General features: G+C 63.8%; 25 protein-coding genes. 14 read left to right on the plus strand and 11 right to left on the minus strand.

All coding sequences use genetic code 11. The annotated features are described in order from the left end of the window. The first annotated feature begins 14 nt into the window (after positions 1 to 14). From IB234_RS09055 to IB234_RS09090, 8 genes are all read left to right on the plus strand, one after another. On the plus strand, positions 15 to 386 hold the full coding sequence (locus tag IB234_RS09055; protein ID WP_412547914.1) for a CidA/LrgA family protein: 372 nt from the start codon (positions 15 to 17) through the stop codon (positions 384 to 386). Next, positions 376 to 1,062 (plus strand): LrgB family protein, encoded by a 687-nt coding sequence (locus IB234_RS09060; RefSeq protein ID WP_192316680.1) that lies wholly within the window; start codon positions 376 to 378, stop codon positions 1,060 to 1,062. The genes IB234_RS09055 and IB234_RS09060 overlap by 11 nt, the downstream gene beginning before the upstream one ends. Before the next feature lie 96 nt (positions 1,063 to 1,158). Then, a complete protein-coding gene (locus tag IB234_RS09065) occupies positions 1,159 to 1,935 on the plus strand; it encodes a class II aldolase/adducin family protein (RefSeq protein ID WP_192316683.1) in 777 nt (258 codons plus the stop codon). Next, positions 1,932 to 2,837, plus strand: coding sequence for an alpha/beta fold hydrolase (locus IB234_RS09070; RefSeq protein ID WP_192316685.1), 906 nt, complete (start codon positions 1,932 to 1,934; stop codon positions 2,835 to 2,837). Before IB234_RS09065 ends, IB234_RS09070 begins: the two co-directional genes overlap by 4 nt. After that, positions 2,816 to 3,346, plus strand: a complete 531-nt coding sequence (locus IB234_RS09075; protein WP_192316687.1) for a DUF1569 domain-containing protein — start codon at positions 2,816 to 2,818, stop codon at positions 3,344 to 3,346. The genes IB234_RS09070 and IB234_RS09075 overlap by 22 nt, the downstream gene beginning before the upstream one ends. Positions 3,347 to 3,692: 346 nt before the next feature. Beyond that, positions 3,693 to 4,106, plus strand: coding sequence for a hypothetical protein (locus tag IB234_RS09080; RefSeq protein WP_192316689.1), 414 nt, complete (start codon positions 3,693 to 3,695; stop codon positions 4,104 to 4,106). Between the two features lie 109 nt (positions 4,107 to 4,215). Next, positions 4,216 to 5,127 carry an SDR family oxidoreductase gene (locus tag IB234_RS09085; RefSeq protein ID WP_192316691.1) on the plus strand — a complete coding sequence of 304 codons (912 nt, stop codon included), beginning with the start codon at positions 4,216 to 4,218 and terminating at the stop codon, positions 5,125 to 5,127. A gap of 112 nt (positions 5,128 to 5,239) precedes the next feature. Then, the gene (locus tag IB234_RS09090; RefSeq protein WP_192316693.1) at positions 5,240 to 6,010 is read left to right on the plus strand and encodes a crotonase/enoyl-CoA hydratase family protein; all 771 of its coding nucleotides are present in this window, start codon (positions 5,240 to 5,242) and stop codon (positions 6,008 to 6,010) included. Positions 6,011 to 6,129: 119 nt separating this feature from the next. On the opposite strand, the gene IB234_RS09095 is transcribed toward IB234_RS09090, so the two are convergent. Then, positions 6,130 to 6,942, minus strand: coding sequence for a SirB1 family protein (locus IB234_RS09095; protein WP_192316695.1), 813 nt, complete (start codon positions 6,940 to 6,942; stop codon positions 6,130 to 6,132). 143 nt (positions 6,943 to 7,085) lie between these two features. Continuing rightward, positions 7,086 to 7,424, minus strand: a complete 339-nt coding sequence (locus tag IB234_RS09100) for a hypothetical protein (RefSeq protein WP_192316697.1) — start codon at positions 7,422 to 7,424, stop codon at positions 7,086 to 7,088. 231 nt (positions 7,425 to 7,655) lie between these two features. Here IB234_RS09100 and IB234_RS09105 point away from each other — a divergent pair, with 231 nt between their 5' ends. Next, positions 7,656 to 8,486 (plus strand): ATPase, encoded by an 831-nt coding sequence (locus IB234_RS09105; RefSeq protein ID WP_192316699.1) that lies wholly within the window; start codon positions 7,656 to 7,658, stop codon positions 8,484 to 8,486. A 112-nt stretch (positions 8,487 to 8,598) separates the two neighbouring features. Here the strand turns inward: IB234_RS09105 and IB234_RS09110 are convergent, their stop codons facing one another. From IB234_RS09110 to IB234_RS09140, 7 genes are all read right to left on the minus strand, one after another. Then, positions 8,599 to 8,937, minus strand: a complete 339-nt coding sequence (locus IB234_RS09110) for a HopJ type III effector protein (RefSeq protein WP_225580457.1) — start codon at positions 8,935 to 8,937, stop codon at positions 8,599 to 8,601. Beyond that, a complete protein-coding gene (locus tag IB234_RS09115) occupies positions 8,937 to 9,230 on the minus strand; it encodes a DUF1244 domain-containing protein (RefSeq protein WP_192316702.1) in 294 nt (97 codons plus the stop codon). Before IB234_RS09115 ends, IB234_RS09110 begins: the two co-directional genes overlap by 1 nt. Positions 9,231 to 9,304: 74 nt before the next feature. Then, the gene (gene folX, locus IB234_RS09120) at positions 9,305 to 9,676 is read right to left on the minus strand and encodes a dihydroneopterin triphosphate 2'-epimerase (protein ID WP_043311415.1); all 372 of its coding nucleotides are present in this window, start codon (positions 9,674 to 9,676) and stop codon (positions 9,305 to 9,307) included. Further along, on the minus strand, positions 9,677 to 10,231 hold the full coding sequence (folE, locus tag IB234_RS09125) for a GTP cyclohydrolase I FolE (RefSeq protein ID WP_192316704.1): 555 nt from the start codon (positions 10,229 to 10,231) through the stop codon (positions 9,677 to 9,679). Between the two features lie 10 nt (positions 10,232 to 10,241). Then, positions 10,242 to 10,949 (minus strand): dihydromonapterin reductase, encoded by a 708-nt coding sequence (gene folM, locus IB234_RS09130; RefSeq protein ID WP_192316706.1) that lies wholly within the window; start codon positions 10,947 to 10,949, stop codon positions 10,242 to 10,244. An 87-nt stretch (positions 10,950 to 11,036) separates the two neighbouring features. After that, the gene (locus IB234_RS09135; protein ID WP_192316708.1) at positions 11,037 to 11,600 is read right to left on the minus strand and encodes an antibiotic biosynthesis monooxygenase; all 564 of its coding nucleotides are present in this window, start codon (positions 11,598 to 11,600) and stop codon (positions 11,037 to 11,039) included. A 241-nt stretch (positions 11,601 to 11,841) separates the two neighbouring features. Beyond that, complete coding sequence (locus IB234_RS09140; protein WP_043311420.1) at positions 11,842 to 13,365, minus strand: fumarate hydratase; 1,524 nt, start codon at positions 13,363 to 13,365, stop codon at positions 11,842 to 11,844. Positions 13,366 to 13,636: 271 nt separating this feature from the next. On the opposite strand from IB234_RS09140, the gene IB234_RS09145 reads away from it, so the two are divergent. Genes IB234_RS09145 through IB234_RS09160 form a run of 4 tightly spaced genes read left to right on the plus strand, consistent with a single transcriptional unit; the run spans position 13,637 to position 16,814 of the window. Further along, the gene (locus IB234_RS09145; RefSeq protein ID WP_192316710.1) at positions 13,637 to 14,764 is read left to right on the plus strand and encodes a sensor domain-containing diguanylate cyclase; all 1,128 of its coding nucleotides are present in this window, start codon (positions 13,637 to 13,639) and stop codon (positions 14,762 to 14,764) included. After that, positions 14,757 to 15,695 carry an iron-sulfur-binding ferredoxin reductase gene (locus tag IB234_RS09150; RefSeq protein ID WP_192316712.1) on the plus strand — a complete coding sequence of 313 codons (939 nt, stop codon included), beginning with the start codon at positions 14,757 to 14,759 and terminating at the stop codon, positions 15,693 to 15,695. The genes IB234_RS09145 and IB234_RS09150 overlap by 8 nt, the downstream gene beginning before the upstream one ends. Before the next feature lie 30 nt (positions 15,696 to 15,725). Further along, positions 15,726 to 16,016, plus strand: coding sequence for a DUF1330 domain-containing protein (locus IB234_RS09155; protein ID WP_192316714.1), 291 nt, complete (start codon positions 15,726 to 15,728; stop codon positions 16,014 to 16,016). 24 nt (positions 16,017 to 16,040) lie between these two features. Beyond that, positions 16,041 to 16,814, plus strand: a complete 774-nt coding sequence (locus IB234_RS09160) for an enoyl-CoA hydratase (protein ID WP_192316717.1) — start codon at positions 16,041 to 16,043, stop codon at positions 16,812 to 16,814. A gap of 30 nt (positions 16,815 to 16,844) precedes the next feature. On the opposite strand, the gene IB234_RS09165 is transcribed toward IB234_RS09160, so the two are convergent. Continuing rightward, on the minus strand, positions 16,845 to 18,233 hold the full coding sequence (locus IB234_RS09165; RefSeq protein ID WP_192316719.1) for an adenylate/guanylate cyclase domain-containing protein: 1,389 nt from the start codon (positions 18,231 to 18,233) through the stop codon (positions 16,845 to 16,847). 201 nt (positions 18,234 to 18,434) lie between these two features. Next, positions 18,435 to 18,752, minus strand: coding sequence for an Mpo1-like protein (locus IB234_RS09170; protein ID WP_192316721.1), 318 nt, complete (start codon positions 18,750 to 18,752; stop codon positions 18,435 to 18,437). A 123-nt stretch (positions 18,753 to 18,875) separates the two neighbouring features. Here IB234_RS09170 and IB234_RS09175 point away from each other — a divergent pair, with 123 nt between their 5' ends. Continuing rightward, a complete protein-coding gene (locus IB234_RS09175; protein WP_192316723.1) occupies positions 18,876 to 19,877 on the plus strand; it encodes an AraC family transcriptional regulator in 1,002 nt (333 codons plus the stop codon). Positions 19,878 to 19,891 lie beyond the last annotated feature (14 nt).

Genomic DNA, 19,891 nt, shown 5'->3' on the forward strand with positions numbered 1-19,891 from the left:
TGTATCGCGCGCGCATTCGTCATTTCTTCCGTCTGGGTGTCGAGCTGGCGGTACTGCTCGGGCTGTACCTGTTCGGCTGCCAATTGGCAGCCTGGCTGGGATGGTCCATTCCCGGTGGTGTCATCGGCCTCGGCTTGCTGCTGACAGCTTTCGCCAGCGGCCGGGTGGAGCCTGCCGCATTGCAGCTGGGTGCCGGTCTGTTGATGGCGGAGATGTTGCTGTTCTTCATTCCGGCCCTGATGAGCCTGCTCGACTATGGGGCGCTGCTGCGTCGCGAGGGTTGGCGGATCATGCTGGTGATTGGCAGCAGTACGCTGCTGGTGATGCTGGTCACGGCACTGACCGTGGAACTGGTGTGTCGTTGGAGTTTGCGGCGTGAATCTTGAGCCTATGCCAATGTTCTGGCTGATCCTGACGCTGGTCGCCTACCTGACCAGCCGCTGGCTCTACCGGCGTAGCGGCCGCTATCTGCTGTCGCCGCTGCTGCTGGTGCCGGCAGTGCTCCTGGCTGTGGCCGTGCCGTTGCATACCGATTACGCCGAGTACTCCAGCAATACCCATCTGCTCATGGCGCTGCTGGGGCCGGCGACGGTGGCCTTTGCCGTGCCCATCTGGCAGCAGCGCGCGTTGCTGGTGCGACACTGGCCGGCGTTACTGCTCGGCATGCTGGTTGGCAGCAGCGTGGCGATTGCCAGTTCCTGGGAGCTTGCCAACGCCCTGGCGCTGGATGGCGAAATCAGTCGCTCGCTGGTGCCGCGCTCGATCACCACTCCCTTTGCCATGCCCGTGGCACAGAGCCTGGGAGGCGTACCGGAGCTGGCCGCGATCTTCGTCATGCTGACCGGCACCTTCGGTGCGCTGGTTGGTGGTCTGCTGCTGAAATGGCTGCCACTGCGCACGGCGCTGGCTCGCGGTGCGCTGTTCGGCGTCGGCGCCCACGGTGCGGGCGTGGCCCGTGCGCAAGAGGTTGGGCGGGAAGAGGGCACCGTTGCCGGCCTGGTGATGGTGCTGATGGGGCTGCTCAATCTATTCATCGCGCCGCTGCTACTCGTTCTGCTGTGACCCGCAGGGCCACTGCGCTGGCTTGCAAGGCGACTGGTGACCTGCGCGTCGCTCGCTAGACTCCTCGGCACAACAACAAATGCCGAGGTGATCGCCGTGAACGCTCCATTCAAACTCCCCGATGTGAAGAATCAGGTCTCCGCCGCCGAGTGGCAGACCCGTGTCGACCTGGCCGCTTGCTATCGCCTCATTGCGCTGTATGGCTGGGATGACCTGATCTTCACCCATATCTCTGCCAAGGTGCCGGGCACCGAGGACTTCCTGATCAATCCTTACGGACTGATGTTCCATGAGATCACCGCTTCGAGCCTGGTGAAGGTCGATCTGGCCGGCAAGAAGCTGATGGACAGCCCGTTCGATATCAACCCGGCTGGCTACACCATCCACAGCGCCGTGCACGAGGTGCGCCACGATGCTGGTTGCGTGCTGCACATCCACACTCCGGCGGGCATTGCCGTGTCGGCGCAGAAGGGCGGCCTGTTGCCGCTGTCGCAGCAGTCGCTGTTCGTGCTGGCCAGCTTGGCCTACCACGGCTACGAGGGTGTAGCCCTGAATCATGACGAGAAGTCCCGCCTGCAGGCGGATCTCGGTGACAAGAACTTCATGATCCTGCCCAACCATGGCCTGCTCACCGCCTTCGGCAGCATCGCCGACGCCTTCCTCGGCATGTTCACCCTGCAGCGCGCCTGTGAGATTCAGGTGATGGCGCAGAGTGGTGGTGCCGAGCTGATCCATATCCCGCAACAGATCCTCGACGGCGCCCGGGCGATGATCGCCGGTGTGATGAAGAGCCCGCAGGGCATGGGTGGCGCTCTGCCTTGGCCGGCATTGCTGCGCAAGCTCGATGCGCAGATGCCAGGCTACGCCCAGTGACGGCGCTGCCGGGTATCGAACTGGATGATTGGCGAGCGCAGGGGCGTGGCTTCAGCTTCAACGGCCAGGCCATTCGCTACTGGGTGGCGGGTGAGGGTGAGCCGCTGCTGCTGATCCACGGCTTCCCTACGGCCAGCTGGGACTGGCATTACTTGTGGCGGCCGTTGGCGGCGAAGTACCGGGTGATCGCCTGCGACATGCTCGGCTTTGGCTATTCGGCCAAGCCGCGCAAGCATGTCTACAACCTGTTGGAGCAGGCTGATCTGCAGCAGGCACTGCTGGCGCATCTGGGCATCGATGAGCCGTTGCACCTGCTGGCCCACGACTACGGCGACAGTGTGGCGCAGGAGTTGATAGCCAGGCACCAGGACAATCGCCTGCCGCTGGCCAGCTGCGTCTTCCTCAATGGTGGCCTGTTCCCCGAAACACATCGCCCCGTACTGACCCAGAAGCTGCTGCTCAGCCCGCTGGGGCCTCTGCTCGGCAGGTTGTTCTCACGGACCAAGCTAAAGGCCAATCTGGACAAGGTGTTTGGTCCGCAGACGCCGCCCAGCGAGCGTGATCTGGATGCCTTCTGGGCGCTGATCCAGCACAACGACGGGCCGGCGGTCATGCACCGGCTGATTCGCTACATCCTGGATCGCCGAGTCAACCGTGAGCGCTGGGTGCTGGCGATGCAGGAGACTCTGCTACCCATGCGGGTGATCGACGGCGCGCTCGATCCGATTTCCGGCGCGCACATGGTGGCTCGTTATCGAGAGCTGATCGCCAACCCGGACACGGTTTTACTGGAAGCCATAGGCCACTATCCGCAGACCGAGGCACCCGCAGAGGTGCTAGCCCATTACCTGGAGTTCCGTGAGCGCCTGGAGGCCATTGCATGCAAAGACGCACTCTGTTGAAAGGTGCCGCCGTTGGCGGTGTTGTGGCGCTGGGCGCCGGTTTCTGGGTTCTGCCCACTGGAGCCGCTCCGGCGGCGTTGAGCCTGGATGGTGCGCGCCAGGTTCTGGCTGGCTTGAAGGGCCAGGCCCTGACCAGTATCCAGGGCTGGACCCCGACCGAGGTCTTCAATCACTGCGCGCAGAGCATCGAGTATTCGCTGGATGGCTACCCGGAGCTGAAGCCGGCTTGGTTTCGTCATAGCGTCGGTCCGGTCGCCTTCGCTGTGTTCAGCGCCCGTGGCGCCATGCGTCATCCGCTGACCGAAGCCATCCCTGGGGCTGCCCCGCTGGCCGAGCCGGCCAACCAGGAGCTGGCGCTGCAGCGCCTGCAACTGGCATTCGAGCGTTTCGCCGGCCATCAGGGCGAGCTCAAGCCGCATTTTGCGTATGGCGCTCTCGACCACGAAGCCTACGCGCAGGCCCATGTAATGCATCTGTACAACCACCTGAGCTTGATCCGCCCGGCCTGAGGCGCGGCGTTCAAATGCCCCCCGGCTTCGCGGCGAGGCGCTGGCCGGTCTCTGGGGGCAATGCCCATTGGACTCATCGCGATGACGCCGATGGAGTGTTGGTGGTGCGAGAGCTCTACGATGGATTGAGGGCTCGCCACATCGGTATCGGTTAGTCTGGATGTCTGGGATGCCTGATCACATAGGATTTGCAGTTTTCGCTTGAATACTAAAGTCGGATTTAGCCGCCGTTTCGCTGGTATTGGCGCCATAAGGCTACAAGATTGCCGCTGATCCGTTTGTTAGAACCTCTGTTGTCGATGCTTACTCGGTTGCTTCGTAAGGCTTTCATTATCGAGGTGACCACATGAACAAGAATTCCCTTTCTGCATTGGTGCTCGGGGCCCTGCTGGCTGGGCTTTCGGTACCCGCCCTGGCTGAAACCGATTCCACCGGCCCTACCGTGCCAGGTCCGACTTCTCCTACCCCGCCGGAAGTGCCCGCTGATAATTCACCCAATGGTAACGACAGCGATACCGGGACCTATACGCCAGGGGCGCCTACCGATGACGGCGTCGACGATGGCAGTGGTATCGGGAATGACAGCGGCATGGGTACCAATGACGGTACTGGCAACGGCGGGTCGCCTGCTCCTGGCACCACGGGTAACGGCGGGACCAGTGGTAGCGGCAGTAGCAGCAGCGGATCCTCCACCAGTGGCAGTGGCAGTGGCAGTGGCAGTGGCAGTGGCAGTGGCAGTGGCGCGGGTGCTGCTCCGTAAGTGCGCATAAGATCGCATTATCGGTCGTCATTCAGGCAGGCCGCTCGCCTTGTGGGGCGTGCGGCATCTGCCTGAAACTCGGGGTTTTGCAGACTGCTGAGGAGCCCTCATGAGCGACGCCATCCGTTTTCAAGATCAAGTGGTGATAGTCACCGGTGCCGGCGGTGGCCTGGGTCGTGCCCACGCGCTGCTGTTCGCCAAACACGGCGCCAAGGTGGTGGTTAACGATCTGGGTGGGAGCACCCACGGCGAGGGCGCCAACGCCTCGGCAGCAGACAAGGTGGTCGCCGAGATCAAGGCTTTCGGCGGCGAAGCGGTGGCAAACCATGACTCGGTGACCGACGGCGGTAAGATCGTGCAGTGCGCGCTGGACAGCTTCGGCCGTATCGACGTGGTGGTGAACAACGCCGGCATTCTGCGCGACAAGTCGTTCCACAAGATGGAAGACGCCGACTGGGATCTGGTCTACAAGGTCCACGTCGAGGGCGCCTACAAGGTCACTCGTGCCGCCTGGGAGCATCTGCGTGAGCAGCAGTACGGCCGGGTCATCTTCACTGCCTCCACCTCTGGTATCTACGGCAACTTCGGCCAGTCCAACTACGGAATGGCCAAGCTCGGTCTGTACGGCCTGACCCGCACCCTGGCTATCGAGGGTCGTAAGAACAATGTGCTGGTCAACGCTATTGCCCCCACCGGCGGCACCCGCATGACCGAAGGCCTGATCCCGCCACAGGTGTTCGACCAACTCAAACCGGAACTGGTCAGCCCGCTGGTGGTTTACCTCGGCAGCGATCAGTGCAAGGACACCGGTGGTCTCTACGAGGTCGGCGGCGGCTGGGTTGGCAAGGTACGCTGGGAGCGCAGCCTGGGCGCCGGCTTCGATCCAAGAACCGGCTTCAGCCCGGAAGACGTAGCCGAGAGCTGGAAACAGATCGGTGATTTCGAAGGTGCGGCGCACCCGGACGATAACGTCACCGCCTTGCGCGAGATGATGGCCAATCTGCAGAAGCACGCGGGCTGATCCGCCAGCGACGCGGGGAATTCGGCCAGCGGGCTGCAATCCCTGACACCTGGCGTTAAGTTGAGGGCCGGCAGTGATGCCGGCCTTTTTCTTTTCCGTCAGGAGAGTGCTCATGAGCGTGCGTGTGGAACGCGCTGGACCGGTCACTACGGTGATCCTCGATCGCCCTGAGGTGCGTAATGCCGTCGATCGGCCCACCGCCAAAGCTCTCGCCGAGGCGCTACGGGCGTTCGAGGCGGACGATGCGGCGCAGGTGGCAGTGCTCACCGGCAGCGGTGGTGCCTTCTGCGCCGGTGCCGATCTGGGGGCTGTGGCGGAGGGCGGCGAGCGGGCCAACCTTCTCGATATCGAGGGTGATGCGCCCATGGGGCCTAGCCGCATGCAGCTCTCCAAACCGTTGATTGTTGCCATCGAGGGGCATGCCGTAGCCGGTGGTTTGGAGTTGGCGCTACTGGCCGATCTGCGGGTTATGGCAGATGATGCGGTGCTCGGTGTGTTCTGCCGGCGCTTCGGTGTGCCACTGATCGACGGCGGCACCGTGCGGCTTCCGCGCATCATTGGCCAGGGTAGGGCGCTGGATCTGATCCTGACGGGTCGCCCGGTGCGTGCCGAAGAGGCGCTGCAGATGGGCCTGGTCAACCGGGTCGTGCCGGCTGGAGAGGCGCGCGCGATGGCCGAGGTGCTGGCGCTGGAGATCGCCGCATTTCCTCAGCGCTGTATGCTGGCCGACCGTGCCAGCGCTTATGGGCAGTGGCAGCTGCCGCTGGATGAGGCGCTGCGGGCTGAGTTTATCGGGGGCATGGCGGTGGTAGAGAGCGGTGAAACCGATGCCGGTGCCAGGCGTTTTCGCGATGGTGCCGGTCGCCATGGTCGCTTCCGTTAGAGTCTCCCGTCGCTATGCATCAATGGCAGCCTCTTGCCAACGGAGCGGCCGTTGCCGGCCTCCCTCATCTGATTTCATATGACGCAGTAACCATGCCCAGTGCGAAACGGCTGCGGGCTCTAGTGCAGGGCCGATGCACGCCCCATGCGCGCCAGCTCGCCGAGCCGCTGGCTAAGGCGCACCCGATCGCGCTCGTCGTCGCTTAGCAGCAGGGCGCGTTCCAGATCGAAACGCTCCGCCTGAGGGCAGTCCAGCTCACGGTAGATTGCAGCTCGTAGCAAGTGGTCAGCGCTGTTCGGAGGCGCCAGCAGCAGGATGCGTTCGGCATCCTTGAGGGCGGCCATGTGGTCCCCGGCAGCGCCGTGCAGATGACAGAGATTGCGTGACAGGCGCAGCAACATGGAGCGGCCATCGCATACCTGGAAATGGCTGCCAGTCAGCTCGACGCCAGGGCCGGCGATGCGCGCCAGCAGTTCCCGGCAGTCGCGGGTGTAGAGGCGACGCCCATTGCATGGATCGAGGAGATGGTCGGCCCCCGGCACGCGTAGCAGCAGATGACCTGGGAAGTTCACTGCCTGCAGTGGAATGTCCAGTCGTTGAGCGAGCTCCAGAGCGATCAGCGCCAACGACAGCGGCTGGCCTCGGCGCCGTTGCAGCACTTGGTGCAGTAGAGCGGCTCGTGGGCGTACGGGAGTATCATCGTCTTCATGGAAGTCCAGCTCGCCGAGGCGGCGCAGCAGTGGTTGCGCCAGGTCCGGGCCGGCCAGGTTCGGCAGGCCGGATGCCACCTGTTGGCGGAGGTTGGAGAACTCGCCCAACACCCGCTCCGGCTGTAAGCCCGGATCATGCTCGGTGGCAATCAGCAATGCAGCCCGCAGCAGCGAAGGCGGGTCGGATTCCAGACAGATCAGCCAGGCGGGGCGAGCGGCCATGCGATTCTCCGTAACGAGGCGCGTGACCAGACTATTGACCGTCCGGCCCGGCTCGTCCAGTCATCTAGCCAACCAGCTCCTGCTTTAGCTGGCGATCAACCGAGCTGGAGGTTGCCCTATCGGCGATTTTCCAGTTGGTTTTCTCAGGCGAAGACGCGTTGACCTCGGTACATCCGCACCGAATGGCTGCGGTGTTCTTCCTCGACAACCAGGGGAGTGGAGTCCTGTTCGGGCAGCTCGTGACCGCGATACTGGCGTATCGGGTGTGATGGCTCCGGCTTCGGCTCGGGCGCGTGGAAGTCGCTGAGTTCAGCGAGGCGGACGCCCAGTTGGCGTGTTTCCTGGTCATTCGAGCGCAGGCAGGCGAGCAGCATGATTTCCACTGCATCAGGCTGGCTGAGGCGGATATCCATGGACATCTCGTCGCGCAGGCGACGACGCAGTGACTGCATGCAGTCGAGGACGGCTTTGTTCAATTCCATGACAGCTACCCCGTATAGGTTGCTCGACCCGTAGACCCACGATCAAGGCAAAGCAAGGGACGTACCAGAACCTTGAAGTGCCGAACTGTGCGGGTGTTCACAGGTCCATAGGCGGCCAGTTGCCCGCCACTGGTGCAGGCTGCACCGGTCTGGCGCCCGCTGAAGGCCTGTCAGCGAACCGGGTATACTGGCCATCATCCGTTTTGCCTTTTCGTATTTCTGAAGGTTTATATGCGCAACGACGCCCATGACGAACTGGACCATGTGCCCAGCCTGACTACCGACCCGCGTGATCGTGACGATTATCAAGGGAGCCAACATGCTCCAGCCCATGGCCATGCACCCCAGAGCACCCCGCGCGGCTACCCGCAGGCGGAGCGCCGTCGCGGTGTTGGCACCGGCCCGCTATGGGCATTGATCGGCGCGTTGGTAATCGCACTCGCTGGCCTGAGTTGGTGGAGCTATCAGCAGATCGCCCAGATGCAGGCACAGCTGGTGGTGACGCAGGAGACCTTCGCGCGTATCAGCGAGGATGCGGCGGGTCGTATTCAGGATATCTCGGGCAAGGTCGTGGCCGCAGAGTCCAATGTCACCAGTGGCAGCGAGGCACTCAAGCTGCGGGTCAAGCAGCTGGAAACCAAGCTGGCCGAGCTGAGCAAGCAGCAGCAGAGCGCTTCCGGTCAGATTGCTGGGCAAAACAAGCGGATCGACCAGTTGGGCGCTGATCTGAAGTCCCAGCAGGAGGCTGCTGCCCAGTTCGTCGGCAAGCTGGACGGTCTGGCCGGTGAGCAGAAATCAGGCCTGGCGGCAGTCGCCAAGCTGCAGGAGCAGCTCAAGACCCAGGCTGCCGATATCGAGGCGCTGAAGAAGCGGGGTGATCCGAGCCAGGCCGTGCGTAGCCTGGAGCAGGATCTGCTGGTCCTGCGTAGCGAGTTGGAGAATCGGCCCGCACCCAGCGATAACACCGCCGAGTTCGATGCGTTCAGGGCCCAGGTCACCCGCAACATCAACGGCCTTCAGGCCCAGGTGCAGAACCTCCAGCAGCAGCTCAACGCGCGCTGAGCTTCGCAATAAAAAAGCCCCACTCTGGTGGGGCTTTTTTATTGGATGGGCGGTGCAGTCTGATCGAGGAGGCAACGGGAGCATCACTCTCGATACTGCGCCTCCCAGATGATCAATCCTTGCGCCTGAGCGGTTGCTGCTCGAACTGCACGCCACCCAGGCCGGTGTCCTGCAAGGCGCGGATGTTGGCGTGGTCGCTGCCTGCCGGGGTGGCCAGCACGGAGCGATAGTGCTCGCCGAAGGCGCGCAGGGTTTCTTCCAGGCTGAGGCCTTCGAGCAGGGCCAGGCCAAGGGTCTTGCACGAGCCCTCGTTCTGCCCGGCGGCGCTTTCCACCGCGCCATTGCGGAAGGCGCTGGGCTGGTAGTCATAGTGCTCGGCGACGAAGGCCAGGGTCTCGGCGAACTGGAACTGCTCGCCGTGCAGGCGGGCGCGGAAGTCTTGCAGGCTCATCAGTGCTGGTTTCCTTTGGCGAAGGCGGCCTGCTGCTCGGCGCTAGCTTCCTTCTGGTATTGGGCTTTCCACTCGGCATAGGGCATGCCGTAGACGACTTCGCGGGCCTGCTCCATGTCGATGGTCACGCCCTGCTCATCGGCGGCGGCCTTGTACCACTTGGACAGGCAGTTACGGCAGAAGCCGGCAAGGTTCATCAGGTCGATGTTCTGCACATCGGTGCGCTCGCGCAGGTGTTCGACCAGGCGGCGGAAGGCGGCGGCTTCCAGCTCGAGGCGTTGTTGTTCGGTCATGGCGGACTCCCGGAAAATCAGGGGGCGGATGATAAAAGGCGGCCCGCAGGCCGGCAACGCGGGTTGCCGGCGTATCAGCGGTGGCCGGAGAGGGTGATCGACACCGATTCGGCGAAGCGCAGGGCGTGTAGCTTGTCCACTTCCACTTCGGCGTAGCGCACGGCCGGGTTGGCCATGACCAGGTCGAGGATTTCCTGGGTCAGGCGCTCGAGCAGGGCGAAGCGGTTTTCCTCGACGTGGCGGATCACCGCCTTGGTGATGGTGCGGTAGTTCAGCGCGTGGTCGATGTCGTTGTCGCGCACCGCCTCGGCGGCGGGATAGAGGATGGTCAGGTTGATCAACACGTCCTGCTTGTTGTTGATCTCCTCCTCCTTGATGCCGATGAAGGTGCGCAGGCGCAGGTCCTTGACCCGGATGCGCGCCATCCCAGGTTCCAGTCGCGGCATTTACTTGCTCCGTCCGATCAATTGCAGGAATTCCTGGCGAGTGTTGCTGGACTCGCGGAAGGCGCCCAGCATAACCGAGGTGAGCATCTGCGAGTTCTGCTTTTCCACCCCGCGCATCATCATGCACATGTGCTGCGCCTCGATCACCACGGCCACGCCGGCGGCGTTGGTGACGCTCTGGATGGCCTCGGCGATCTGCCGGGTCAGGCTCTCCTGGATCTGCAGGCGGCGTGCGTACATGTCGACGATGCGCGCCACCTTGGACAGACCCAGCACCTTGCCGGTGGGGATGTAGGCGACATGGGCCTTGCCGATGAAGGGCAGCAGGTGGTGCTCGCACAGCGAGTACAGCTCGATGTCGCGGACGATCACCATCTCGTCGCTGGAAGAGGCAAACAGCGCGCCGTTGACGATCTCCTCCAGCGACTGGGCGTAACCGTGACAGAGGTACTGCATGGCCTTGGCGGCGCGCTCGGGGGTGTCGCGCAGGCCTTCGCGCTGCGGGTCTTCGCCGAGGCCGAGGAGGATTTCGCGGTAGTGTTGCGGCAGATTCATGGCGAGGCCCTTAGGCGAGGTGGCGGCCGCCGTTGACGGTCAGGGTGGTGCCGGTGACGTAGGGGTTGTCCAGCAGGTAGCGCAGGCTCTGGTAGATCACCTCGGCGCCCGGCTCGAAGCCCAGGGGCGTCTCGGCCAGGCGCTTGGCACGGTATGCGGCGTTGTCGCCCTCATTGAACTGGATCAGCGCCGGGGCGATGCCGTTGACCTTGATCGCCGGGGCGAAGCGTGCGGCGAAGGACTGGGTCAGGCTGTCCAGGCCGGCCTTGCTGGCGCAGTAGGCGGGGCGCTTGGCGCTGCCCTTGCGCGAGACGTCGTCGCCGAGGTGGACGATGTCCGCCGCGCCACCATGGCGCAGCAGGGCTTCGCAGTGCAGGTTGATCAGGTAGGGCGCGAGCATGTGCACGCTGACCATGCGCTGGAACACCTCGGCCTCGTGGCCCGGGGTTTCCGTCTCCCAGTCGGAGGCGTTGTGCACGATGGCGCGCAGGCTGTCGGTGTGGCTCTTCAGCTGTTCGATAAAGGTAATGATCCCTGCCTCGCCGGAGAAGTCCGCGTGCAGGGCGATGGCGCCGCGCTCGCGCAGCAGCTGCACGCCCTCGCGCTCGCTGCGGTAGCTGAAGATCACCGGCTGGCCGTCATCGAGCAGGCGCAGCGCACAGTGCAGGCCGAGGCGCTGGCCGGCACCGGTGATCAGGATGGGGGCGGGGGCAGTCATTGCGGGACTCGTCGATCAGGCTGGATCGAGCAAGTAAACCCCAGGCCCCGCCGCGCTACAACCATGCGCGGCGTGGGGGAAAGCACCTCAGCGCGGTTGCAGCACCTCGTCCACCTGGCGCGCGCGGCGGCCTTGCAGCCAGGGCTCCAGCAGGTGGGTGGAGAGCGGGATGAACCAGTAGCTCATCAGCGGCGTCAGCACCAGGGTGCTGAGCAGCACGCGCAGCACCAGCGGCCACTCGCTCATGAAACCGCCGAACAGCAGGTTGAAGGCCAGGGAAACCGGGAAGAACGCCAGCCAGATGGCCACGCTCTGCTTCCAGCGCGGCGGGCGGCGCAGGGCGTTGCCGAACCAGGCGTCGAGGCCACTGACGCGGCGCTCATGTGGCTGGGCGAACAGCCCGCTGCCACGCTGCAGCCAGGCACGGCGCGAGGCGGAGTGTTCCCAGGTGGTGAGGGTGGTGGCGTCGGCGAAGCGGAAGACGATCTGGAATTCGTCGTCCTCGGGCGGCGGGGCGAGTACACCGGAGCCGAGGTAGCCGGGGAAGTCGGCGGCGAGTTGCTGGCCTTCGTGCAGCCAGGCGCGGAAATCGTGGAAGCACTCGCGCGGGACGCGACGTGCCACCAGCATGGTGACCGGATCGATAGACATTGTGTATCTCCTGCATGTCTGGCGTCGCCCGGGTAGGGCGCAGCTCTTCATGCCTGCCGGGGTGGTGGCGGGCGTGAAAAATCAGGCAAGGATTATTCCTGTTTTTACGGATTTGGCCAGAGGCCGCTGGGGCCGTGGCCTGCATTTCGTCGCCGGCCCGTGCGGCAGGCGCAGCGTTGCACCGCAATGGCGCATAAAAAAGCCCGGCACTGGGCCGGGCTCCTTCACAGCGCGTGGGCGCTTACTTCACTTCCACCGCCAGGCTTTCGGCGATCTTCTTGTTCCAGATCGCCGGGCCGGTGATGTGCACCGACTCGCCGCTGGTGTCGACTGCCACGGTAACCGGCATGTCTTTCACTTCGAACTCGTAGATCGCTTCCATGCCCAGTTCGGCGAAGGCCAGCACCTTGGACTTCTTGATCGCCTGGGCGACCAGGTAGGCGGCGCCGCCGACGGCCATCAGGTACACGGCCTTGTTGTCGCGGATCGCGTCGATGGCGATCGGACCACGCTCGGACTTACCGATCATGCCCAACAGGCCGGTGCTTTCGAGGATCTGACGGGTGAACTTGTCCATGCGGGTGGCGGTGGTCGGGCCAGCCGGGCCCACCACTTCGTCACCGACCGGATCGACCGGGCCGACGTAGTAGATGAAGCGGCCTTTCAGGTCCACCGGCAGCTCTTCGCCCTTGTTCAGCATGTCGACCATGCGCTTGTGCGCGGCGTCGCGGCCGGTGAGCATCTTGCCGTTGAGCAGTACGGTCTCGCCCGGCTTCCAGCTCTGTACTTCTTCCGGGGTGATGGTGTCGAGGTTGACGCGGCGCGCGCTCGGGCCGGCTTCCCAGACGATTTCCGGGTAGGCGGACAGGTCCGGTGCTTCCAGTTCGGCCGGGCCGGAGCCGTCGAGCACGAAGTGGGCGTGACGGGTGGCAGCGCAGTTGGGGATCATGCACACCGGCAGCGAAGCGGCGTGGGTCGGGTAGTCCATGATCTTGACGTCGAGCACGGTGGTCAGGCCGCCCAGGCCCTGGGCGCCGATGCCCAGCTGGTTGACCTTGTCGAACAGCTCGAGGCGCATTTCCTCGATCTTGTTCTGCGGGCCACGGGCCTTCAGCTCGTGGATATCGATGTGCTCCATCAGCACTTCCTTGGCCATCACCGCGGCCTTCTCGGCGGTACCGCCGATGCCGATGCCGAGCATGCCCGGGGGGCACCAGCCGGCGCCCATGGTCGGCACGGTCTTCAGCACCCAGTCGACGATCGAGTCGGACGGGTTGAGCATGGCCATCTTCGACTTGTTCTCGGAACCGCCGCCCTTGGCCGCGACGTCCACTTCCAGCTTGTCGCCGGGCACCATGGAGTAGTGGATCACCGCCGGGGTGTTGTCCTTGGTGTTCTTACGTGCGCCGGCCGGGTCGGCCAGGATCGAGGCGCGCAGGACGTTTTCCGGCAGGTTGTAGGCGCGACGCACGCCCTCGTTGATCATGTCGTCAACGCTCATGGTGGCGCCGTCCCAGCGCACATCCATGCCGACCTTGACGAACACGGTGACGATGCCGGTGTCCTGGCAGATCGGGCGGTGGCCGGTGGCACACATGCGCGAGTTGATCAGGATCTGCGCCATGGAGTCGCGCGCGGCCGGCGATTCTTCTTTCAGGTATGCCTCGTGCATGGCCTGGATGAAGTCGACGGGGTGGTAATAGGAGATGAACTGCAGGGCGTCGGCGACGCTCTGAATCAGGTCGTCCTGTTTGATCACGGTCATGGTGCGCTCCTCTATCAGGGAACATCTATAAGGAAGCGCCGGACCACGACCCGGCGCAACGGCAAAAAATGTCTGGAACGATTTTTCACGTCGTCCTGCAACGGCCACCTGGGATGGCGGGCCACAAAAAAGGCGCAGCAGTATAGCGCGGCGGCCGAGGCGGGCACAGCGGCGCGAGCTGGCCAATGGTCGATAGGCGGCTGCCGGTTCGCTATCAATTTCGTGCTCACGGGGGTAGAGTTGGGCAAGGTGCCAGCACGGGACGGAGCCCATGAGTACGAGTAGTCCAGGGGTGACAAAGCGCAGTCTGCAGAGCCTCTTGCTGAAGCGCTTCGGCATGGCGGTGGCGAGCTACGCCTTCGTGATCGTGTTGCTCTGGATCGCCTTCTGGACCGGTCTCTACAAGGGCTCCGTGGCTATAGCACTGTTCAGCACCGGGCTGGCAGCGGTGAGCCAATTGGTCTTCTATCTGCTGTTTCGCAGTGGTCGCAACCTCGCCTTCGTCGACCCTAGTCTGACCGAGGCGCAGATCATCGTCGGCCTCGCCCTCCATACGTCATTGCTGGCCCAGCTCGACAGCGCTCGTGGCAGCCTGTTGATGTTCTACATGATCATTCTGATGTTCGGCGTGTTCCAGCTGCGCCCGCGGGTGTTCGTGCGCTGTGCCGCCATTGCCTTCTTCGCCTTCACGGGGCTCAACCTCTGGGAAGGCTATCAGATGCGCTTGGCGGAGCCGGGGCAGGCGCTGTTGCAATGTGCGGCGTTGTTCATCGGCCTGGTCTGGCTCAGCCTGTTCGCCAGCTACGTGCAGGCGTTGCGCCAGCGCATGCGCCAGCGTCGCTATGCCTTGCAGGCGCATCAGGACACACTGCGCGGCATGATGCGCCAGCTGGAGGATCTGGTGGCGACCGACGAACTGACCGGCCTGTTCAATCGCCGCCATTTCCTGCGTCTGGCTCTGCGCGAGCTGGACAACCTCGACCAAGGGCGGCAGCACGGCCTGGCCCTGATCGACCTTGATCATTTCAAACGAATCAATGATGTGCATGGCCATGCCGCTGGCGACCGCGTACTGCAGACCTTTGCCGCGGTGGCTCGTGCCTGCCTGCGTGACGGTGATGTGCTGGCCCGCTACGGCGGCGAAGAGTTCGTTCTGTTGCTGCCCTGCACGGATGCCGACCAGTTCACCAGCTGCTGCGAGCGCCTGCGCGAAGCCTTCGCCAATGCCGAGCCGGTGGGTGTGCAGGTGAACAATCTCAGCCTGTCCGCTGGCATGACCCTGCTCAGCGAGGGCGATGACCTCGACGAAGCCCTGCAACGCGCCGACCAAGCGCTGTATCGGGCCAAGCGTGGTGGCCGCAACCGTTGCGATGCGGCCTGGGAGGGTGCCGGTGCCTGAGCTTCTCGCGGCTGGCCAGTCCTGGTCGGTGCCTCTTGGTAGCAACCTGCTCGATGTTCTCAACGGTGCTGGCCTACGCGTGCCCTACAGCTGCCGCTCGGGCAGTTGCCATGCTTGCCTGGTGCGGTGCGTTCGTGGTGAACCGCTGGATGATCGGCCGGAGGCACTGAGCGCGGTGCGCCGTGAACAAGGCTGGCGCCTGGCTTGCCAGTGCCGGGTGGTCGATGACCTTGAGGTGCAGTTGTTCGACCCCTCGCGCGATGGCCTTCCTGCGAGGGTGCACTCGCTCGACTGGTTGAGCCCCTCGGTGCTGCGCCTGCGCCTGCTGCCGGACAAGTCATTGCGCTATGCCGCCGGTCAGCATCTGGTGCTATGGACGGCCGGAGGTGTGGCGCGGCCCTATTCGCTAGCCAGCGTGCCGGGTGAAGAGCCCTGGCTGGAATTCCATTTGGATTGCCGGCAGAGCGGCGCCTTCAGCGAAGCTGCCAGCAGGCTGCAGCCTGGCGATGTGCTAGGGCTTGGCGAGTTGCGCGGTGGAGCACTGCACTACGACCCGGACTGGAGCGGGCGGCCGCTCTGGCTGTTGGCTGCCGGGACCGGTCTGGCGCCGTTGTGGGGGGTGTTACGCGAGGCCTTGCGCCAACATCACCAGGGGCCGATACGAGTTATTCACCAGGCCCATGACGCGACTGGACATTACCTCGCCGAGCCTCTGCGCGCGCTGGCTGAGGCTCATCCGCAGGTTCAGTTGCAGTTGGTGGCGGCGTCCGAGCAGGCGGCGGTTTTGGCGGAACTGCGGCTTGTTTCGCGGCAAACCCTCGCCTTACTCTGCGGCTCACCCGCCAGCGTGGAAGCCTTCGCCCGCCGCCTGTTTCTGATCGGTGTGCCGCGCAACCAGGTGCTGGCCGACATCTTCCTTCCCCACGCCTAACCCGGCTCCTGCCGATGGCAGGAGATCGACATGACCGTGTATGTCCTGGCCCAGCTGCGTTTCACCGACCGAGCCGCCTATGACCGCTACCAAGCCGCTTTCATGGCCGTCTTCCAGCGTTTCGATGGCCGCCTGCTGGCTGCTGATGAAAAGCCTTCCGTGCTGGAGGGTGAGTGGCAACGCGACAAGGTCGTGCTGATGGCCTTCCCCAGCGAGGCGGCGGCTCGTGCCTTCGCCGGTTCGCCCGAGTACCAGGCTATTTCCGTGGACCGCAAGGCCGGTGCCGATACCCTTTCCCTGCTGGTGCACGGCCTTGGCTGACACCTATACGACAATGGAGCTGAAATGAGTGAACACGTACTGGTCGAGCGTGAAGGCGGTCTGCTGACCCTGCGCCTGAACCGTCCGGACAAGATGAATGCTTTGACCCGTGCCATGTATAGCCAACTGGCCGAGGCGCTGGATGCGGCGAACGAGGACCGCTCGGTGCGCTCCGTACTGATCACCGGAGGCGCCGAGTGCTTCACCAGTGGCAACGACGTAGCCGATTTCCTGCAGGCGCCGTTCAGTGGCAAGGAGAGCCCGGTCTTCCAATTCATGCGAGCACTGTTCGACTTCGAGAAGCCGGTGGTGGCTGCAGTGGCCGGCCCGGCCGTTGGCATCGGTACGACGCTGCTGTTGCATTGCGATCTGGTGTATGTCAGCCGCGACGCCAAGTTGCGCACACCCTTCGTCAACCTCGGCCTGTGCCCGGAGTTCGGCTCCAGCCTGATCCTCCCGCGCCTACTCGGTCAGGCGAGGGCTGCCGAGGTGCTGCTGCTGGGCGAGGCTTTCACCGGTGCTCAGGCGGTCGAGTGGGGCATTGCGGGCGCCGCTCTGGAGGATGGAGCGAGTACCCTGGTCAAGGCGCGTGAGATGGCCTTGCGCTTTCTCGATCTGGCGCCGTCGGCGGTGGCCGACAGCAAGCGCCTGATGCGTGCGCCAGGGCGCGAGGAGCTACGCAAGGTAATAGAGGAAGAGGGGGCACTGTTCGCCCAGCGACTGCGCTCGCCAGAGGCCATCGAGGCGCTGTCGGCATTCATGCAGCGGCGCAAGCCGGACTTCTCCCGCTTCGCATGAGTCGCGAAGCGGCAGGGCTTTGGCCGGTCGCTACATGATGATCTTGTCGCGGAGCTTCTCTGCCGCCTGGTTGAGTGCCTGGATGACCTTCTCCTTGTCGTAGTTCTGGATGCCGTTGGTATCCAGGTACATGGAGAAGCCAGGCAACTCATGCTCGACATAGCTGGAGCGGGCACCGAGATCGCGACGATGGTCCACCACCTGGTAGATCTGCACTGGGCGGCTGAAGCCCTTGACCGCGATCTGGCCCTTGTCGCGACACATGATCACGTCTTTCACCAGCGAGTAGGTTTCGTGGGAGATGAGAATCTCGCCGGCTTCCGAGGAGCTTTCCAGGCGGCTGGCGAGATTCACCTCGCGGCCGATGATGGTGTAGTCCATGCGCGTGTCGGCGCCGAAATTGCCCACGGTGCAGTAGCCGGTGTTGAGGCCCATACGGATCTCCAGTGGCTTGGTGATGCCTTGGGCGCGCCACTGCTGGCGGAGCACTTTCATGTGCTTGCGCATGGCGATCGCCATGGATACGGCATTGACCGCATCCTTCTTGGCGCCCTGGCTGGAGGGGTCACCGAAGAACACCATCACGCTGTCGCCTACGAATTTGTCGATGGTGCCGCCATGCTTCAGCGCAATCTTCGACATCTCGTTGAGATAGGTGTTGAGTAGGTCGGTCAGCTGTTCTGCCTCCAGCTCTTCGGCCAGTTCGCTGAAGCCCTTGATGTCGGAGAAGAACACGGTGAGCTTCTTGCGCTGGGTCTCCAGGCGAACGTGCTTCTTGCCGCTGAAGATCATTTCCCAGACCTGCGGCGACAGGTACTTGGCCAGGTTGCGCGCCAGCCTGGCGGCCTTTTCCTGTTCGCGTTTGATCTCGCTGCGCGCCTGGCTCAGGCGCATGCCCTGTTCGTGGACGAAGAAGGCGGTGATGCAGATATACAAGATGGTAAGCAGGATGCTGACCAGCGCCACCACACTGGGAGTGGCGATGTTCACTTCCGGTCGCATGAGTGCGAAGTTGAGCGCCATGCTGCCCGAAGCTACCAGCAGTGCCAGGCCCATGTTGCGCAGGCCGCCGGCGATCAGTGAGCTGAAGCTCAGCGTCAGCAGGAACATCAGTGTGGGAACGAGAGAGAACCCCATCAGAACTGCCGCCGCTCCGGCATGCAGGGCGTCGATGAAAAGCAGCACCAGATTGGTCTGACGCCGGTAGTCGCGCTTGAAGCGGTTGCTCAGGTGGTACGCGAGATGCGGGTAGAGCAGGGCGTAAGGGACCAGCCAGAGGATGTTGTAGCCGAAGTAGTTGCTGTAGGTGCCTGCGGCAACGGCGGCGGCTGGCGCTATGTATGCCAGCACTCGGGAATAATACTCGCGGAGCAACGGGGCAGGTTGCGCCCTGGGTGTTTCCTGGACGGCGGATTTCATGAGGTGTGGACTATCCCTGCTGGATTTCTGACGCCTCTGATGGGCATCTACGGCTCTGCAAGAGCTGAGCCAGTCGATCATAGCGAGGACGGCCTCGGGCGACCAGTGCGGTATGCCGAGTGGGCTGGTAAGGAGGGCGAGAGGTCCGTAAGGCGGACCTCTCGCCAGGCTTCTTGGCGTACTGTGCTTTGCTGGCGAGGCTTAGAAGCGGATTCGGCCGGTGAAGGCGTCCTTGAGCATTACCCAGTCACCCATGAAGCTGTAGAGCGGATACTTGAAGGTAGCGGGTTTGTTCTTCTCGAAAACGAAGTGGCCAACCCAGGCACAGCCATAGCCGGCCAGCGGCAGGGCCAGCAGCCATAGCCATTGCTGGGTGACCAGGGCATAGCCGAGGATGCTCAGCACCAGCAGGCTGCCGACGTAGTGCAGGCGGCGGCATACGTCGTTGCTGTGCTCCTGCAGGTAATAGGGGTAGAACTCGGCAAAGCTGGTGAAGCGGTCGGTGGTTTCGGCGCTCATGGCGTACCTCCTGTCATTGTCGACGCCAGTCTATGTGGACTGTCTTCGACGGCCAGTGACATACAGGGCCAGTTTAGTATCCTCATGGCGCCAGACCGTGCTGACCAACCATAAGAAAAAACGATGAGTGAACGCACTACCTCTTCAAGCTGGGCATCCGGCATCGTCCAGGCATTGGAGCTGGGCGGGGTCGATTGCCAGGCGCTGTTCGAACGCCTCGGGCTCGACTATCGGTCGCTGAGCGACCCGGATGCCCGCTTTCCCCAGGATGCCATGACCCGGTTGTGGCACCTGGCGGTGGAGGCTTCTGGGAACTCTGCCATCGGCCTCAACATGGCCCGCGTGGTGCGGCCGGCGTCGTTCCATGTGGTGGGCTATGCGCTGATGTCCAGCCGCAACCTGCTGGAGGGCTTCAACCGCCTGGTGCGATACCAGCGCATCATCGCCGAAGGCTCGGACCTGAGCCTTCGTCCCCTGCCGGAAGGCTACGAGCTGGTCCTGGCGATCCACGGCGACCGGCTTCCGCCGGCCCGGCAGAGCGCCGAGGCGTCGTTGGCGTATTCACTGGCCTTCTGCCGCTGGCTGACCGGCAAGCCTGTTACACCCCTGCAGGTCAACTTCCAAGGGCCGCCACCGGCCAATCTCGAGCTGTACCAGCAGGCATTCCAAGCGCCGCTGAGGTTCAACGCCGAGCACTACTCGCTGCTCTATTCCCGAGCCGATCTGGAGGCGCCGCTGCCTTCTGCCAACGAGGCGCTGGCGCAGCTGCACGACCGCTTTGCCGGGGAATACCTGGCGCGCTTCTCCGACAGTCGAGTGACCCATCAGGTGCGCCAGGTGCTCTGCCGATTACTGCCTCAGGGCGAGCCCAAGCGCGAGGCGGTGGCCCAGGCGTTGCTGCTCTCCGAACGCACGTTGCAGCGGCGCCTGCAGGAGGAGGGCACCAGCTACCAGCAACTGCTGGACGATACCCGCCGCGAACTGGCAGAGCAGTACCTGGCACAGCCCAACCTGACCTTGCTGGAAATCGCTTACCTGCTTGGCTTTGCCGACCCCAGCAACTTCTTCCGCGCCTTCCGCCGCTGGTTCGATGCCACGCCGGGCGAGTACCGTGCGCGGCTGTGACGGCGCAGGGGTGC

The organism is Pseudomonas sp. PDM16, from assembly GCF_014851865.1.
Classification (GTDB): domain Bacteria; phylum Pseudomonadota; class Gammaproteobacteria; order Pseudomonadales; family Pseudomonadaceae; genus Aquipseudomonas.

What these genes read in the sequence shown, in the direction of transcription:
- IB234_RS09075 (WP_192316687.1), top strand. Translation starts at nt 2,816, where the DNA reads ATGCAAAGACGCACTCTGTTGAAAGGTGCCGCCGTTGGCGGTGTTGTG.
- IB234_RS09080 (WP_192316689.1), top strand. Translation starts at nt 3,693, where the DNA reads ATGAACAAGAATTCCCTTTCTGCATTGGTGCTCGGGGCCCTGCTGGCT.
- IB234_RS09085 (WP_192316691.1), top strand. Translation starts at nt 4,216, where the DNA reads ATGAGCGACGCCATCCGTTTTCAAGATCAAGTGGTGATAGTCACCGGT.
- IB234_RS09090 (WP_192316693.1), top strand. Translation starts at nt 5,240, where the DNA reads ATGAGCGTGCGTGTGGAACGCGCTGGACCGGTCACTACGGTGATCCTC.
- IB234_RS09095 (WP_192316695.1), bottom strand. Translation starts at nt 6,942, where the DNA reads ATGGCCGCTCGCCCCGCCTGGCTGATCTGTCTGGAATCCGACCCGCCT.
- IB234_RS09100 (WP_192316697.1), bottom strand. Translation starts at nt 7,424, where the DNA reads ATGGAATTGAACAAAGCCGTCCTCGACTGCATGCAGTCACTGCGTCGT.
- IB234_RS09105 (WP_192316699.1), top strand. Translation starts at nt 7,656, where the DNA reads ATGCGCAACGACGCCCATGACGAACTGGACCATGTGCCCAGCCTGACT.
- IB234_RS09110 (WP_225580457.1), bottom strand. Translation starts at nt 8,937, where the DNA reads ATGAGCCTGCAAGACTTCCGCGCCCGCCTGCACGGCGAGCAGTTCCAG.
- IB234_RS09115 (WP_192316702.1), bottom strand. Translation starts at nt 9,230, where the DNA reads ATGACCGAACAACAACGCCTCGAGCTGGAAGCCGCCGCCTTCCGCCGC.
- folX (WP_043311415.1), bottom strand. Translation starts at nt 9,676, where the DNA reads ATGCCGCGACTGGAACCTGGGATGGCGCGCATCCGGGTCAAGGACCTG.
- folE (WP_192316704.1), bottom strand. Translation starts at nt 10,231, where the DNA reads ATGAATCTGCCGCAACACTACCGCGAAATCCTCCTCGGCCTCGGCGAA.
- folM (WP_192316706.1), bottom strand. Translation starts at nt 10,949, where the DNA reads ATGACTGCCCCCGCCCCCATCCTGATCACCGGTGCCGGCCAGCGCCTC.
- IB234_RS09135 (WP_192316708.1), bottom strand. Translation starts at nt 11,600, where the DNA reads ATGTCTATCGATCCGGTCACCATGCTGGTGGCACGTCGCGTCCCGCGC.
- IB234_RS09140 (WP_043311420.1), bottom strand. Translation starts at nt 13,365, where the DNA reads ATGACCGTGATCAAACAGGACGACCTGATTCAGAGCGTCGCCGACGCC.
- IB234_RS09145 (WP_192316710.1), top strand. Translation starts at nt 13,637, where the DNA reads ATGAGTACGAGTAGTCCAGGGGTGACAAAGCGCAGTCTGCAGAGCCTC.
- IB234_RS09155 (WP_192316714.1), top strand. Translation starts at nt 15,726, where the DNA reads ATGACCGTGTATGTCCTGGCCCAGCTGCGTTTCACCGACCGAGCCGCC.
- IB234_RS09160 (WP_192316717.1), top strand. Translation starts at nt 16,041, where the DNA reads ATGAGTGAACACGTACTGGTCGAGCGTGAAGGCGGTCTGCTGACCCTG.
- IB234_RS09165 (WP_192316719.1), bottom strand. Translation starts at nt 18,233, where the DNA reads ATGAAATCCGCCGTCCAGGAAACACCCAGGGCGCAACCTGCCCCGTTG.
- IB234_RS09170 (WP_192316721.1), bottom strand. Translation starts at nt 18,752, where the DNA reads ATGAGCGCCGAAACCACCGACCGCTTCACCAGCTTTGCCGAGTTCTAC.
- IB234_RS09175 (WP_192316723.1), top strand. Translation starts at nt 18,876, where the DNA reads ATGAGTGAACGCACTACCTCTTCAAGCTGGGCATCCGGCATCGTCCAG.